The 15883-nt window shown below is 32.7% G+C and carries 15 protein-coding genes; 9 read left to right on the top strand and 6 right to left on the bottom strand.

Annotated features, from left to right (window positions below):
* The first annotated feature begins 324 nt into the window (after positions 1-324).
* Together ACWVCY_RS07240 and ACWVCY_RS07245 are read left to right on the top strand one after the other, a co-directional pair.
* A complete protein-coding gene (locus ACWVCY_RS07240; protein WP_455141581.1) occupies positions 325-3903 on the top strand; it encodes an AAA family ATPase in 3579 nt (1192 codons plus the stop codon).
* A gap of 15 nt (positions 3904-3918) precedes the next feature.
* Positions 3919-4788 (top strand): hypothetical protein, encoded by an 870-nt coding sequence (locus tag ACWVCY_RS07245; RefSeq protein ID WP_455141583.1) that lies wholly within the window; start codon positions 3919-3921, stop codon positions 4786-4788.
* Positions 4789-4805: 17 nt separating this feature from the next.
* On the opposite strand, the gene ACWVCY_RS07250 is transcribed toward ACWVCY_RS07245, so the two are convergent.
* Positions 4806-7205, bottom strand: coding sequence for a helix-turn-helix domain-containing protein (locus tag ACWVCY_RS07250; RefSeq protein WP_455141585.1), 2400 nt, complete (start codon positions 7203-7205; stop codon positions 4806-4808).
* A gap of 300 nt (positions 7206-7505) precedes the next feature.
* On the opposite strand from ACWVCY_RS07250, the gene ACWVCY_RS07255 reads away from it, so the two are divergent.
* Positions 7506-8075 carry an SMC-Scp complex subunit ScpB gene (locus ACWVCY_RS07255; RefSeq protein WP_455141587.1) on the top strand — a complete coding sequence of 190 codons (570 nt, stop codon included), beginning with the start codon at positions 7506-7508 and terminating at the stop codon, positions 8073-8075.
* Between the two features lie 17 nt (positions 8076-8092).
* Positions 8093-9223 carry an SMC-Scp complex subunit ScpB gene (locus ACWVCY_RS07260; protein ID WP_455141588.1) on the top strand — a complete coding sequence of 377 codons (1131 nt, stop codon included), beginning with the start codon at positions 8093-8095 and terminating at the stop codon, positions 9221-9223.
* 6 nt (positions 9224-9229) lie between these two features.
* On the opposite strand, the gene ACWVCY_RS07265 is transcribed toward ACWVCY_RS07260, so the two are convergent.
* A complete protein-coding gene (locus ACWVCY_RS07265) occupies positions 9230-9772 on the bottom strand; it encodes a Rab family GTPase (RefSeq protein WP_455141590.1) in 543 nt (180 codons plus the stop codon).
* Between the two features lie 348 nt (positions 9773-10120).
* On the opposite strand from ACWVCY_RS07265, the gene ACWVCY_RS07270 reads away from it, so the two are divergent.
* From ACWVCY_RS07270 to ACWVCY_RS07290, 5 genes are all read left to right on the top strand, one after another.
* The gene (locus ACWVCY_RS07270) at positions 10121-10678 is read left to right on the top strand and encodes a 2-oxoacid:acceptor oxidoreductase family protein (RefSeq protein WP_455141700.1); all 558 of its coding nucleotides are present in this window, start codon (positions 10121-10123) and stop codon (positions 10676-10678) included.
* Positions 10678-11025: a 4Fe-4S dicluster-binding protein gene (locus tag ACWVCY_RS07275; RefSeq protein ID WP_455141592.1), complete on the top strand. Its 348-nt coding sequence runs from the start codon at positions 10678-10680 to the stop codon at positions 11023-11025. Before ACWVCY_RS07270 ends, ACWVCY_RS07275 begins: the two co-directional genes overlap by 1 nt.
* Before the next feature lies 1 nt (position 11026).
* Positions 11027-12202 carry a pyruvate ferredoxin oxidoreductase gene (porA, locus tag ACWVCY_RS07280; RefSeq protein WP_455141594.1) on the top strand — a complete coding sequence of 392 codons (1176 nt, stop codon included), beginning with the start codon at positions 11027-11029 and terminating at the stop codon, positions 12200-12202.
* A 12-nt stretch (positions 12203-12214) separates the two neighbouring features.
* On the top strand, positions 12215-13177 hold the full coding sequence (locus tag ACWVCY_RS07285) for a thiamine pyrophosphate-dependent enzyme (protein ID WP_455141595.1): 963 nt from the start codon (positions 12215-12217) through the stop codon (positions 13175-13177).
* Between the two features lie 168 nt (positions 13178-13345).
* A complete protein-coding gene (locus ACWVCY_RS07290) occupies positions 13346-13516 on the top strand; it encodes a hypothetical protein (RefSeq protein ID WP_455141596.1) in 171 nt (56 codons plus the stop codon).
* Here the strand turns inward: ACWVCY_RS07290 and ACWVCY_RS07295 are convergent.
* From ACWVCY_RS07295 to ACWVCY_RS07310, 4 genes are all read right to left on the bottom strand, one after another.
* Positions 13513-13767, bottom strand: a complete 255-nt coding sequence (locus ACWVCY_RS07295; protein ID WP_455141598.1) for a hypothetical protein — start codon at positions 13765-13767, stop codon at positions 13513-13515. The two genes, ACWVCY_RS07290 and ACWVCY_RS07295, sit on opposite strands and share 4 nt — an antisense overlap.
* Before the next feature lie 70 nt (positions 13768-13837).
* Positions 13838-15196 (bottom strand): alpha/beta fold hydrolase, encoded by a 1359-nt coding sequence (locus ACWVCY_RS07300; protein ID WP_455141600.1) that lies wholly within the window; start codon positions 15194-15196, stop codon positions 13838-13840.
* A 21-nt stretch (positions 15197-15217) separates the two neighbouring features.
* Positions 15218-15544: a cupin domain-containing protein gene (locus ACWVCY_RS07305; protein WP_455141602.1), complete on the bottom strand. Its 327-nt coding sequence runs from the start codon at positions 15542-15544 to the stop codon at positions 15218-15220.
* A gap of 57 nt (positions 15545-15601) precedes the next feature.
* Positions 15602-15796 (bottom strand): hypothetical protein, encoded by a 195-nt coding sequence (locus tag ACWVCY_RS07310; protein ID WP_455141603.1) that lies wholly within the window; start codon positions 15794-15796, stop codon positions 15602-15604.
* Positions 15797-15883: the final 87 nt, after the last annotated feature.

Raw genomic sequence — 15883 nt, forward strand, 5'->3', positions numbered from 1 at the left:
TTCTACCAAAATTTTTGATAACAAAAACCTTTTTTTACAGCTCTACGCTTAAAAAGTACTATAAATTTTTTTGTTAATGCAGGATTACCATTTAGATAATCTCGGAATTCAATTATCTACTATTAAAATAATTCTTGTTTAAAAAAATTGTAAAATAAGAGAATATCAGTTAATTTACATTGTTGGAATATATTTATTAATAATTGGTTTGAACAAAATTAACAAGTAAGAAGGATTTTGAAATACACCCATTCCTTTATTGAGAGAAAAGATCGTTAGATAACTGTAATTTTGGAGTAATGCTCATTTCTTAGAGGTATTAGCTTGGTTCATATTAAAGAAATACGTATGACTGGATGGAAAAGTTATGGCTCGGGTACAGTCCGAATGCCTTTAGCTAAAGGATTTACTGTCATAGTAGGACCAAATGGGAGTGGTAAATCTAATTCAATTGATGGGGTAAATTTCTGTTTAGGAACCCTTTCCACTAAGAGTATGCGAGCAGAAAAAATGGTAGGATTAATTTATAATGGAATTGGCGGACAGAAACCTGCAGAAAGAGCCAATGTTGAAATTGTTTTTGATAATTCAGATTATGCTATTCCTCTAAAGGAAGCAGAAGTAATTGTGAGTAGAGAATTAAAGCGAAACGGTTCAACAACATATCGTTTGAATGGAAAAAGAACAACACGAACTGATATTCTTGATAAATTGCGTATTGCAGGTATTGATGTTATTAATAGTTATAATATAATCGCCCAAGGGCAAGTAGGGGAAATAGTTGGGATGAATCCGATCCAAAGACGCCAGCTAATGGAAAACTTAGCTGGTGTTGGTCAATTTGATGAAAAGAAAAAATCAGCACTTTCAGAACTTGATGAAGCTAATAGAAGAATGGATGAGCTTCAATTATTAGTGAATGAGGTCTCGAAACGAGTTGATTCCCTTCGCAGGGAAAAAGATGATGCTGAGCGATGGACTTTATTAGATCAAGAAGTGAATCAACTCCGAGCATTATTAATATCATACAATTTTCACAATTTCACAGAGAAAATTTCTACTTTTGATGAAGAAATAACAAAAATTAGATCAGAACAAGATTCTCTCATCAATGAACGAGACGAAAAAAGTATTAAGATCGATGAGGTTACCCTAAAAATTCGTGAATTAGAGAATCAGCTTATTCAACTAGAGACTGAAATTAAAGAAATAAGAACCTCCTCTGAAGAGAAGAATATTGAAAAAACAAAAGTTGAAGAAAAGATTGAATATAATAAAAAAACAATAAACTCTAATGAGAATAGAATAACTCAACTAACAACACGAATAGAACAAATCCAAGAAAAACGTGAGGAGGATATCCAAACAAAAGATAAACTCGAAGAAGCAAAAAAAGAACTTTTAATAAAAATTGAAGAGATTAAAGAAGATAAGAAAACAATAGAAAATGAATTAGAAGAAAAAAATCAACAATATGATGAAATTAAAAATGAATTTGATGATACAGAAAGAAGATATAAAGTAGAAAATGATCGTTTAACAAAAACACAGGTTCAATTTGAAGTATCTCAAAATATGGTTACTGCATTTGAAAATAATGTGAAAGAATATGAAAAACGAAAGGATGAGATGAACGAGCAAATTTCAGCTTCTAAAGAAAAGTCAATTAACCTACAAGAATTAATAAACGATGAATCTAGGCAGCTTGAGGAAGCAAAGAGTAAAATAGGAGATGTAGAAGAAAAAAAACAAAATATTGAATCTCGTATCCAAGATTTAGAGATTCAAAACAGAGAATTAAATGATAAGTATTTAGTTCAAAAAGCACGAATAGAAACAATTTCATCATTTTTAAAAGCTGAATCCGGAAAAGAGAATCCAGCGGTTTCATTTATTAATAGCAAAAAAAATAGTGGAGAACTAACAGGAATTTTAGGGGAATTTCAAAATCTTTCTGTTGGGGGTCAACATCTTCCTTCTGAAGTAGGTCATCTCTCAGATGCTATTATTACAGTGTCCATTTCTGATTCCTTACGATGTATCCATCTCTTAAAAGAACAGGCTATTGGAGCTGCAAATTTTATCCCATTAGAAAAGTTTAAACTCAAATCTGATGAGAAATTTGATAAAATTGTCAATAAAATTAGAGAACAAAATGAAATTGTCTCAAATCTATCTGAAGCAGCTGAAATCTGGAAAAAGAATAATCAAACAGTTTCTACTAATGATGGAGATGTTTTTTATTCCAATGGAATTATTTATGGAGGTTTTCACCTTGTTTCTGCTCAGGAATCCGTCGACAAATTAACTACAGAGATGGAAACTACAAAAGAAAATTTAAATAATGTTAAACAGAAATTGAAGGAAGAAGAAGAAAATAAAAAACGATTAATACAACTTGAGAAAGTGATCACGGAGTCAATAAATAAATTAGAGAAAAATATTAGAGATGCTTCTATTGAACTTACTCAGCAGGAAAATGAGGTAAAATTATACCAAGATAATTTAGAAAAGATAATTCAGGAATTAACACCTCTCAAAAGCCAATTAGAAGAAAGAATGAAATCAAGAGAAGTACAACGAAATGAAATGGAATTTTATGAAAAAAATCTAGAAAAAATCGCTATTGAAATGACAGAAGTAGAAAAACACCTAGAAGCTGCTGATACACGTCCTATTTTAGAGAAAATGAACCAAGTTGAACAACAATTAGGCCAAATACAAGGGAAGCTCACTGGAATTGAATCACGAATTGAAGGATTGATTACAAGAAAAGATGAAAAAGAACAAAGATTAATTGAAACTAAAGATGAAATAAATAGTGTAGAAATCGAAACAGCTAATCTCAAAGGAGAGATTCAAATACTTGAGGGTCAATTAACCCAACTTGAAAGTCAATTAGTTAAAATTATTGAAAAAGAGGAAGAGGTGTCTACGAAAACAAAGGACGTAAGATCTGACCTTTCAACCCAGAAAAAATATCAAGGACAAATGGTAAAAGATAAGGAAAAATTAAATGAAAAAATATCAATTTATGAAGAACAGATCACTGATATTAAGCTCCAAAGAGAACGATTTGCAGTAGAACTTGAAAAAATACAAAATGAATCTTTAGAAAATAATATAACAATTATAGCAGCAGATTCGGAAGAATTGAAAAATATAAACGAAAGAAAAATCAACAATGACATCAATGGAAAGAGTGAGGAAAAGAAAAGACTTGAACCAGTCAATATGCGAGCTTTAAAAGAATTTCAAGAAGAAAATGCACGATTTATTGAACTATTAGACCGTAGAGATATTTTAATTGAGGAACGACAAATTATTCTGGATTTTATTGAGGATATCGAGACAGAGAAATATTCAGTCTTCATGAAAGTGTTCAATGGAGTCAATAAACATTTTGGTTCTATCTTCAACGAACTGTCAGGAGGAAGTGCACGTCTGATATTAGAGAAGGATCCAAAGAAAGGAGAAGATATCTTTGAAGGTGGAATGTTTATTGAAGCACACCCTGCAGGGAAAAAAGTAGCCTCAATAGAAGCAATGTCAGGAGGAGAAAAAGCTCTAACTGCGTTAGCTTTCATATTCGCTGTTCAAACAGTTGATGCGCAGCCATTCTATATATTAGATGAAATTGACGCGGCTTTAGATCCAATGAATGTTCGGAGAGTCGCTAAATTACTTCATAGAATGAGTAGAACGGTGGGCCAAGATGAAGAAGGAATTAAGAAAACTAAATCATCATCTCCTGGAGCTCAATTCCTTGTAATCAGTCATCGTGATATTTTAATGGCATGGGCAGATCGTTTATATGGTTGTACAAATGTTAAGGGACTAAGCTCTGTATTTTCGATTCAAATGAGTGAAGATAAACAACTCGAAAGGGCTGAAAGCTTCTAAAAAGGAGTTGAGTTCATGAATGAGCCTGAAAACGATCAATCTGAGACTTTTGACGAAGAAGATGATTCTGATGAAGATGACTATATCCGTATGTTCAGTCATTCAGGCCAATTTTTCTTAGACGAACCTTATGTTTATTTAATAAATCCCGATTTATTTCCCGAGAGAGTAGCCTATATAAAGGATTTTAAATTGAAGGAGATACTACCCGAGTTCTATAAAAAACTCCTTGAACAAGGACTTGATTTTCGGATTTTGGGACAATCAATTTATTCTGCTGCCCGAATTCATAAAAAGAAGGTAAGTATGGCTATTCAATATGAAAAAAAGCAAGAAGAGAAAATTGCTATACGAGCAAAAAGAAGAGAATTTCAATTTAAAATACCCCTTGAGAATTTTGTAACACGAGATTTATTATCCCTTGCAGAGTCTGCAAATCCTGAATCTTTTTATGCAGAGCTCCTTTTAGCTCTTCAAGAAGAGGATGAAAAAAGGAAATTAGAAAAAATAAAAGAAGAAAAGAAGAAACAAGAGAAAAAAGGAGATGAGAAAGCTCGTCGTCGAAGACTTGAATTAGCAGATTTTGAAAACTTTCAATATGAACTTGATTTGGACAGAGTAGCAATTGAGGAGGTCGTAGAAAAAACATTTGAGGTTATCAAGCAAATTGCGAAGAAAGATAAGAACAAAGAAGCTGAATTTTCTAAAGTTGTAACTCAAATGGAAAAAAAATTCAAATCCGACGAAGAACGACGGTTATCAAGAGCAAGAGTTCTCATCTCCTGTCTATATCTATTCAGAGATGAACTAATAACCGCAGAACAAGAACTAAATCCGCCCTATGAGATTTATATCCAAGTCATTAAAGAAAAAAAGAATAAATAAAAATGGATCAGGATGTTTTACATCCCAACCTCTGCACGAGTTATTTCTTGAGATCTTGCTAAGAAGTAATCCCCTAATACTATCTTTCCCATCAAATTGATAAAGGCATCTGCAAGGCTAGCAATAGCGACAACTTCTCCTTGATCCTCTTTAACAGCAACAAGAACTTCCTCTCCATCACGATCTGCAGCAATATAGTTCTCAACTCCAACAAACTTAGCAGCATCAACACTACGAACCCTAACATTTGGTTTTTGGAATAATTTCTTCAAGAGATCACGATGTGCAGTAGGATCTATAATTGTGACTAAATTTACTCTTTGATGACTCTTCGTCTGCAAAATCTCTTGGATAGGTATGTCTGCTAATACAGGCAACAAAAGGGTAATCCCACCTTTCATCCGTGCCATCATTTCCTTGATATAAATTAACGTTGCATTTTTAGATACAATTGGAGCTGTTTGTACTGGGGGCTGTTTTGTATCCTTCACTAGAGAAGCTATTTTATCTAATGAATAAAGGTAATTCTTGAAAATATCCTCATTCTTAGCTGTTACATCTTTAAACTTTGTTGAGTAATCTGATAATTCTTTCTCTAGAGTTGCTATTTCAGTTTGAAAACTGGATTGAATGATTTCATTGGTTGCATCTAGGTGTTCGATAGATGTTTTATGAAGTTCATCTACAACAGAGAAGATTTTCGTCTGAAATTCTCGTGTTTGACTAATTAAATGTTCAGAACTTTTAACTAATTCTCCTGAAATCGTACTGTGAAAATTAGAATCATAAGATTGAAATTGAGAAGTTAAATTGGAAATTAAATTGTCAATTTCAGATTTTAATATTGTGATCTCTTCTGAAATTACTTTCTCATTTTCTGCTTTTTTTGTAATAATTGAGGATTTCAGTTCGCTAATTAAAGCATTAAAATTAATCATAGATTGGTTTTGCATGTCATTAAAGAATTGCTTAAACCTTTGAAGGATTTCATTAAGCTCTTCCTCTTGAGGAACGAGAGTAGAATTGAACTCATTTATCTGCGATTCTAATTCCTTTTTCAACTGTTGAATAATATTTTCTAATTCTTGGATTGCAGTAATCTTAATTGAATCAGATTTACTATCAGTAGAATTTATTAGCTCATTAAAAGTAGCTGTTAAAGTCTCTTGAGTCTGTTTTGTTAAATTGCCCGCTTCATTTCCAAGGTTAGATAAAGTAGACTCAGTATTGATCAATAATTCTTCAATATCAGTATCTGTTTGTACTTTTACAGCTTCTGAAAATTGATTGATTGATTCCTCAATATGATTGCGTATTTCTGATACTTTTTGAGAGAGAGCCTCTTGAGACTTCTGGAACATATCAAGAATTTGATTTTGAGTTTCAACTAAGGCTTGAGTAACTGTTTGTTGTATATTTTGTGCACTTGCTACAGTCTTTGATTTAATTTCATCTCGTGAACCTACCAAAACTTCAGATAAATTCTTTTTATTACCTAATATTTGATTTTGTAGATTTTCATTGTATTTATTGATAGAATTTATCGTTGTAGCTTGAGTAGGAGAAGAAATATCCTTAAAACTTTTTTTAATTGTATCAGTAAGCTCAATAATATGGGAGGTTATTCTATCATTTCGGTCATCGATAGAATCGAAAATTAATTTCCCAGAATCTCCCATTTTTTGATGAACACTCTGAATTCCTGTACTCAGTAATTCATTCGTGTTAATATATGATTTATCAAATTCTTCATTTATTTTATTGTTCCTCTCTTCCTCTTCTAACTTTGTTTTCTCTAAATCGGAACTAAATTGTGATTCAATCTCTTTATTGATTTTTATGAAGGATTCATTCATTTTATCAATTTTAGACGATTTTTGATCTCTCAAAGTAGTTAAAAAACCTTGATGTTCTTTTTCTATTGATTCGAAAAGGTTTTTGAGGTTTGCTTTCTCCTGCTCCGTACCCTGTTCAATTTCTAGAGTTTGATGAGCTATTTTAGCTTCAATATCACTCTCAGCATTCATTTCTGCTTGATCCAAGGTGGTTTTAGCAGTATTAAAGCTATCTGACAATTTTTTAGATTCTTCTGATAGCTTTTTAGTTATAATCCCTAATTTTTCTTTTACATAAGTTTCTAGTTCTGAGATTAGATTTTCCATTTTTATAATTGATTGATCACCAGAGACTTTTAACCCATTGAAAGGAAGGATCGCACGGTATCTAGGAGTTATTCCTTGAATATCGAATACATAACCCTTCTGTTTTAAGCCCTCTAGATATTTTCTAGTCTCTTCAGTTGAAAATTCTGTTTGTTTTTCAATCTCACCAAGACTGAGTGGTCCCAGTGCAATTAATGAAATATAAATCTTAGTTTCTTGAAAATCTAAGTCTAATGAATCCAATCCAAGGCTCATTATTAAAAATCCATCCTTTTTGTTATTTTTATTATTCTATATTGAAGATCTTGATTTTATAAATTAAATAATGTTTTCTTTTGTAATTTAGTGGGATAATGAAAGATCATGTATAACTCTCAAAATCACTGATAAATTGACTTAATTATCCCTTATGCAAAAAAGTCAATATGATGAATGTTTAAAGTATCTTTCTTCAACATCTATATTTTGTATCTGTATTTATTGAAAAATTAATATAAATACAGGTAGAGTAAGTAAGATTACAAGCATTCCAACAACTTAGGATTTGTTTAATTCATGTCAAATACCCTTTTAAATTCTCTGAAAGAGAGAGACATTATTGAAGCAGCTCTATATTTATTTGACCGTCCAATGACTTATACTGAATTAGCTGAATTAATTCAAAGCGATGAGGATAATGTTGAAAAATTGATTGAAGAAATTCGAGATGATCATCTTGATCAAAAAACTGCTTATACTATTTTCGATGTAGAAAAGGGTGTTGTTCATCTTAAACTGCGGGAAGAAGTTGCTGCAAGATTACATTGGCCTTTTATTAAACGTTCAGAAGTACCTAGAGAATTATTGAAAGTACTTAGTCTAATAGCATTCAAAGAATATGTACTAAAAGAGGAGGTTACTCCTGGTAAAATTATAAAAATTCTTGGAAAACAGGCAAAAGACGATATTGACTCATTAAGTACCATGTCTTTAATAAATATTACTCCAAGAGGTAATAAAAACTTAATTACCATTACAGAAGAATTTTTAAACCTCTTTAAACTGCCTCTTGAATCTGAAAAGACCAAAATGGCTATTCAAATGGGTTTAAAGGAATACGCTCTTAGACAATTACAATTTGATTAAATAAGTGAGGATTAACTATGTTCCGATTTTTTCGAAGAGGGAAAAAAGATAAGACAGTGAAAGAGAAGAAAGAAGAAATCCCACCGCCTGATGTGAATGTTTCTAAATCTATTGTCGAGGATCAATCTATTCTACCAGAATATAAAATTTCAGAGATTACTTTTGAAGAAAAATTTAAAAACATGTCAAAGTTTTTAAGTGAAACACTTCCCGATGATTCACTCATTCAAGAACCAGTTATCTCTTTCTCTCCTTTAATTCCCTTGATTGAAAAAATATATGACCGAGAAGATTCAGTTAATAGCTTTATCTCTCCTCAAGTTTTGGAAGAGAAAAAAAATGAATCATCTGGGGATAATCTACCTATATTTTATTCAAAAGAAGGCTTAGCTCCTATAACTTTAGAAGAAAAACTCGAAGGGGCTTTATTTTCTATTGGAAGACCAATACATACTGATGAATTAATAGAAACACTTGAAGGTGATTCACCAGTAATTAAGAGAACAATTAGAAAAATACATCGAAAACGCAAAAAATCTTCCCCAATTATTTTAACTGAAATTTCTAAGGATAGATGGGTTCTTCAATTAAATCCCATTTATTATGAATTTTTCGCATCTTACTTGCCTGAGAGGTTTATGAAAGAACCAGAACGTCGTATTTTAACTGAAATCGCATATCGACAACCAATTTCAATTGCAATGGTTAAAAAAATAGTCAAAGAAATTGGACCAATGAGGATTAATGAGCTATGTGATTCTTTGGAACAAAAGGGATATATCATTGGAGAAGAACGAGCTAGATCTTTAGTTTATACAACAACTCCGAAATTTGCTAAAGATTTTGGTTTTGATAACGAAAGTCGACGTTTAAAATTACAGATGCTTTGGAGATTAAGAAGATTAATGGGAGGTTATGACATTGACGAGGAAGAAGAGGAATTAGAAGAAGAGGAAGCTGAAGAAGAAGAAAGCTTATTAGAAGCTAACAAAGATGAAACTATTACTGAAGATGAACTATATACTAAAGAGGAACAAGAAAAAAAGATTGAAGATACTAAAAAGCCACTAGAAGTTAATTTAGAAAAAGAAACCTTAATTGAAACAGAGGACTTTTTAAAAAAATTGGGGAAGGAGGAAGAAGAATAAAAGGGTTCATCCTCTTAATTCCTCGAGTTTTTGAAGAAACGTTAAATTCCGCTTAACCAAGTCGGTGTAAATATTTTCAATTACATCTCCACCCAATTTCGCTGAACACTCAAAAAAAGGGATTCCACGATGCTCAGCAAATTCAGCAATTTCGTCCTTAGAAACTTCTCTTTGATTTTCTAAATCAATTTTGTTTCCAATTATAGTAATAGAAGTTTTATCTCCGGTAACAGCCCGAAATTCCTCTATCCAGCGGTCTAATTCTACAAAGGTTCTTCTTCTTGTAATATCAAAAACAATCAGACATCCAAGAGCACCTTCATAATATGTAGGTCGAATTTTTCCAAAAATTTCCTGTCCCGCAGTATCCATTAATAGCAGTTTTACTGGTTGTTGATTTACAGATATTAATTTTGTTGTAATATCTACCCCTATTGTTGGAGTATAGTCTAATTCAAATGTTCCCTCTGCATATCGCCTAATTAAGGATGTTTTTCCTACTTGATATGACCCTGCTGAGCAGATCTTAATGACCCATCCATTTCTCAAATACTAATGTACTCCTTGATAATGTGATGTCTAGAAGTTTTTCAATTAAGGCTAAAGAACGCTTAAAATTTTAGAAAATATTCTTTGTAGCAGATCCATGCATTTAGTCTTAACTCAGATACTCTCTATATAGTGGTGAGGATTTAACATATTTAATCCTACGCAAATAAAGCAATAGTTTACTATTGTTAACTTGATTATATTTAACTCTTTTTTCAAAATGATTTATGGAAAGGATTTTTACAAATAGTTGAGATGTGATAATCGAATCAATCTAGGCTAAGGGTTATACCATATCAAAAATTTTAAAGTATTAAGCTAGGAGAGTTATCCGTTTTGGCTAAAGAGATTATTGATATCCGTTTACATGGTAGAGGTGGTCAAGGGGTTATGACTAGCAGTTATTTGATCGCTGAGGCCGCATTACTTGAAAACAAGTTTGTTCATGCTTTTCCATCATTTGGCCCAGAAAGATCCGGAGCACCAATTGCTGCATTTGCACGAATATCAGATGAAAGATTCTATGTGAAAACAGAAATCTATGAACCAGATATAGTTGTTGTCCAAGATCCAACCTTGTTAGGACAAGTTGACGTGGTTTTAGGACTTAAGAATGGAGGGCTCGTAATTGTCAATACTGACGATCCCAACGCTATAGAGGTTCAAAATTTAAAGAAATCACGACCAGATATTAAAATAGCTACAGTTAACGCTTCAAAAATTGCTTCAGAAGAAATAGGAATTAAAGCTACTAATACTGCTATTCTGGGTGCATTGATAAAATTAACTGATGAAAAAATCATTAAGCTTAATTCAGTTAAAAATGCCATTCAAGCCAGATTTAGTGGTCCAGCTCAAACGAAGAACATTAAAGCGGTTGAACGCTCTTACAATGAGGTGAATTAATGCCAGCATTACCAACAGATGTATCAGATGAGGAATTTAAAGAGTGGGTTAAAGAAAAATGGGGATATAAAAAGCTCCCTATGGCTGGAAGTACTCCCCCTGGTAGTTCGAAATTTTTTAAGACTGGTGACTGGGCTGCTCAAAAGCCCAAATTGATTATTGAGAACTGTATCTCATGTCTTAAATGTTACTTTTTCTGCCCAGATAATGCCATTAAAATGATTGTGGGTTCAGATGGAAAACATCACCCTGAATTTGATTACTTTTATTGCAAAGGTTGTGGTGTTTGTGCTAATGAATGTCCTGGAAGAAAGGGAGATACAGCCATAGTCATGGAGGATGTGTAAAATGGTAAAAATAGCTGTAACGGGTGACGATGCGGTTGCTCAGGCTGCCAAGGCTGTCAATCCTGATGTCGTTGCTGCTTATCCTATTACACCACAAACTATTATTGTAGAAAGGTTCGCAGATTTTGTTGCAGATGGCGAAGTGGATACAGAATTCGTAACTGTTGAATCTGAGCACTCAGCTATGTCTGCATGTGTTGGTGCTAGTTCTGTAGGAGCTAGAGTCTTTACTAGTAGTGCTAGCGCAGGATTAATGCTGATGTATGAAATTGTTTTCATTGCTGCATCATCACGAACCCCTATTGTGATGGCAATTGCCAATCGAGCTATTAGTGGGCCAATTAATATCCATGGAGAAGAAACAGATCAAATGTTATTTCGAGATTCTGGATGGATCAGCCTCTTTGCTGAAGATAATCAAGAAGCTCATGATCACACTATTTTGGCTTTCAAAATTGGAGAACATCCCGATGTACTATTACCTGTGGCTGTTGGTCTTGATGGTTTTATCCTTTCACATGCAATCGAAGGAATTGAACCTGTATCTAGACAAGAAGCTCTAGATTTTCTTGGAGGAGAAAGAGTTGCCAATCTCAAACTTGATACTACCAAACCACTTAGCATTGGACTTCTACATCTTCCGGATTATTATATGGAAGCACGAGCTCAAGTAAGAGATGCACAAGAACGTTCACGAAAAATAATTTTAGATACTTTTTCAGAGTGGGAAAAGCGTTTTGGGCGTAAGTATAGTCCAGTTGAATCATATATGATGGAAGATGCAGAGTATGCTTTTCTAACAATGGGATCATCAGCTGGAAATGCTAGAACAGCTATTGATGAATTGAGAGCAAAGGGGGAAAAAATAGGGCTAATTAAAATCCGAGTTTATCGACCATTCTTTGGAGATCATGTAGTAAATCTCTGTAAGAATCTTAAAGGACTAATAACAATTGAACGCGCACATTCTTTCGGTGGACCTGGTGGGATATTGAGCCAAGACATCAAATCAGCCTTATATGGAACGGGAGTGAATCCACTTTTAGCGGAATATACGATTGGTCTCGGAGGACGTGACACTTTAATCAAAGATTATCATGGAATGTACGATAGAGCTAAAGAAGCTTTTAATATAGGCAAAAATCTCCCAATTTTTTGGTGGGGATTAAGAGAATAAGGAGGAGATAAGATGACGATAGAATTACCAAAATACAAATTAAAAGATCTTATAGACAAACCTACATATTTTTCAGGTGGCCATAGATTATGTGCTGGTTGTGCAGCTGGATCAATGGCACGCCAAGTAACGATGGCTTTCAATAAACCTACGATGATTGTGAATGCAACTGGATGCTTAGAAGTCGCCAGCACTATTTATCCTTTCTCTGCTTGGGAAGTTCCTTGGATTCATGTAGCATTTGAAAACGCTTCTGCCGTAGCTAGTGGTATTGAAGCTGCAATAAAGGCAATGACTAAAAAAGGAACTTACAAAGAAGGAGAAACAGATATTGTTGTTTTTGGAGGAGATGGGGGTACTTATGATATAGGAATTCAATCCCTTTCAGGTGCTTTAGAAAGAGGTCATGATCTTCTCTATATCTTATACGATAATGGCGCATACATGAATACTGGAATTCAACGATCTGGTGGCACACCTTTTGGTGCATCAACAACAACGTCTCCAGCTGGAGCTGTTATTCCAGGAAAACATCAGTTTCGGAAACCAATTACTGATATCGTCGCAGCTCATCGTATACCATTTGTAGCTACAGCATCACCAGCTTATCCAGAGGATCTTGTAGCAAAAGTAAGAACAGGGTTAGATGTTAAAGGACCCGCTTTTTTACATATTGAAGCATCATGTAATCGTGGGCAACGATTTGATCCTTCAAAGTCCATTGAATATGTTCGTCTAGCAACTGAAACTTGTATTCATCCATTATATACTGTTATCAATGGAAAATATCAATTAAGCCGACCAAGCCAACGTATTGCTGATGATCCTTCAAAAAAACTGCCCGTAGAAGAATATTTAAAGCTAGAAGGGCGTTGGAGACATTTTTTTAAACCAACAAAGCGCACTGATTTAATTGAAATATTCCAAAAAGACATCGATGAAAGATGGGATGAACTTGTAAAAAAAGCTAGATAAGTGTAAAACTTTTGACCATCACTATTTTTTTCCTTTTTTCATACTAATTTTTTCTACAGTCTAAAAACTATTCTTGAGTTAAATTTATATATTATTTCCCTCCGTTTAAAGCTAATCAAAATTAAAAAAAAACTGTAACAAAGAATATTTTTCAGTGGAGATAATTAATTGGATGTTGAAGGTATAAAAATAATAGAAACAGAACACGGGATGAAAATAATACTTGAAGGAGATCTTTACAAGAAAATAGCCCAAGAATGGGAAAAAGGAAACATTAAACCTTTTTATTCTTACTTAAAACAATTTATAAAAAATATTCAAGCAGATTATGCTGTTTAAATAATCCAATTGTACGGAGAATCACCATCAATAAGTTGTCCTGAAAATAATTGTAACAATTCAAATATCTCTCGAGAAGGAAAAAGTGCTTTTTGAGCATCACCAATAACATTTAATGTACAGAAGATTGTATCGTCACTATTCCATTGAATTTTTAATTGGATATCGTTATTTTGATAAATAATATGGAATTCTGGTGTTTTAACGGAATATTGATACTTTATTCCTTTTTCACGTAAAATTACCTTCAAATCCTCCTTAAATTCTCCCCAAATCGATTTGTCAGAAAATTGTATCTTAAAATAATATGAATTATTTTTGTTATTCAATAATAATTTCACGACCCTTTCTTAAACAAAATCGTCTTATCTCACTCCCAACAAGGCTTGGGTTTTCTAAAATAATCATATGACCTCCCGATAATACTTTATAGGAGAGCTTGGAAGTAGGAATAATATCAATCATCTTTGTTTTCATGTCAGAAGGAATTAATTGATCTTCATTTCCCCAAAGTAATAAAATAGGTATTTTTATCAGTGACAGCTTCTTTGAATAATCAAATCTAGGTAAAAAGTCTCTAAAGATTTGGTTATAAACATCATTTCTCACCTGAAGAGCTTCTGAAATAAAAGTTTCTATCATTTCACTATCAGCTTCTGTTCCGAATAGGATTTTGGGAGCCAATCTTTTTATTTGACCTTTAAATGGACTCCACATTTGTGTGGGAGGGAGAGCCTTTACGCCTTTTCTAAAGTTATCAGGAGCACGATGTAACCCCGAAATGAGAATTACTTTGGTAATATTAGAATTTTGAATTTCCAAGAACTTCTCAAGTATTATAGCAGTAAATAAGGAGTGAGCAGCCAAGATTATTTCCTGTTTGTTCCCTAGGAATTCCAAAAAATCTTCTAAATCCTTTATATAGTTTTTCAATTTAAATTCTTTATCTTGATCATACGAGGATTCATATCCTCTTTGACCCAAGATAACAACGTTTAAATCAGTCAAATGACGTATAAGAGAGAATAGATGATGAATTTTTCCTCCAATGGGTGATAAAATTACAAGTGTTTGATTAGAATTGTTGTAATACTCAAAATAACGAACTTTTCGTGAATTGATCTCAACCTCTTTAATTTCATATACTGGTTTGAGATCAAAAGAGGAAATTATTTTCTCACCAACTTTTCTAGAGGATTTTCCTAATGACATTAAATGTGTAGTTACGTCCTCAAAAAGTGATTGAATTTGATTTACTGGCTTTGCAAGTAATTTAGATATTATTTCGAAAACATAAATGTCAGGTTGAGCCACTTTGTTAGTTTCCAGTGATTTTATTTCTTCCTGAAATTCCAGTATCTTAATTTTTACTTCTTGTAGGTCATTCATCGAGAAAGAATAACGTGGTACCATTATATTAGGAGGATCCCCCATATATAGCTCTAAATAATGATTTTTCTTTAGTAGTGATCTATGAGATGAGATTTCTACCTTCTTTAAGTATTGAACTGGATAACTGACTATAATTAAAGGAGAGCTATCTTTTTCTGATGTTTGAACAGCAAATTCAAGCCTTTTTTTATCATAATTCAAACGAAATATACCATGTCGTTCCTGTTTGATTCTAGAATCTCCTGAAATATATTTAGCAAACCATTCTCTACTAATTCTTCTAGGCATAACTAAATACCCACATTTGAATTACAATAAAGGAATAATGCATAGAAATTCAAGATTTTCCGAACCTGTATTCTTATAACCATGTATCTCATGAGGAGGAACATAAAGGGCATCATTAGGTGATATCTCGAATTCTTGACCTGAGTCATTATATACGAGTCCTATACCACTCAATATTAGAATCTCATGTTCTTCAGGGTGGCCATGAATGCCTATTTCCCCCCCAGGTTCAATAATAAATTTTCTCATGGCAAAATGAGGCATTTGATCTTTTCTTCCCCAAATCCATTGTATGGTAGTTTTAGTGGATCCAAACATGGTGACAGGGTCTGCAATAACATTTTTCACTTTTTTTAGCTCCAATATAGCACCTCAAAAATAATTAACCTATTTATAAGATTCTAATTATAATTCATTTCTTATTAATTTTGATGACTTTTCAAGCTTTTCCTTAACCGCTTTTGGTACCCCAGTCTTTTTTAACTCATCTTTTAAAGATTCTTTAGCAATATCTGCTGCAACCCCGCTCACTGCTCTTGTACTTATATTTAAGGCTTCTTTAGCTCCTTTTTTAACAATTTTTTTTGTCATTTCTTTCATTTATAAATCAAATCCAAATATTAGATCACTTTATGATATATTCATATTGAAATCCTATTAATTTAACTTATTTTACTCATCAAGATT

Source organism: Candidatus Hodarchaeum mangrovi (genome assembly GCF_975850365.1).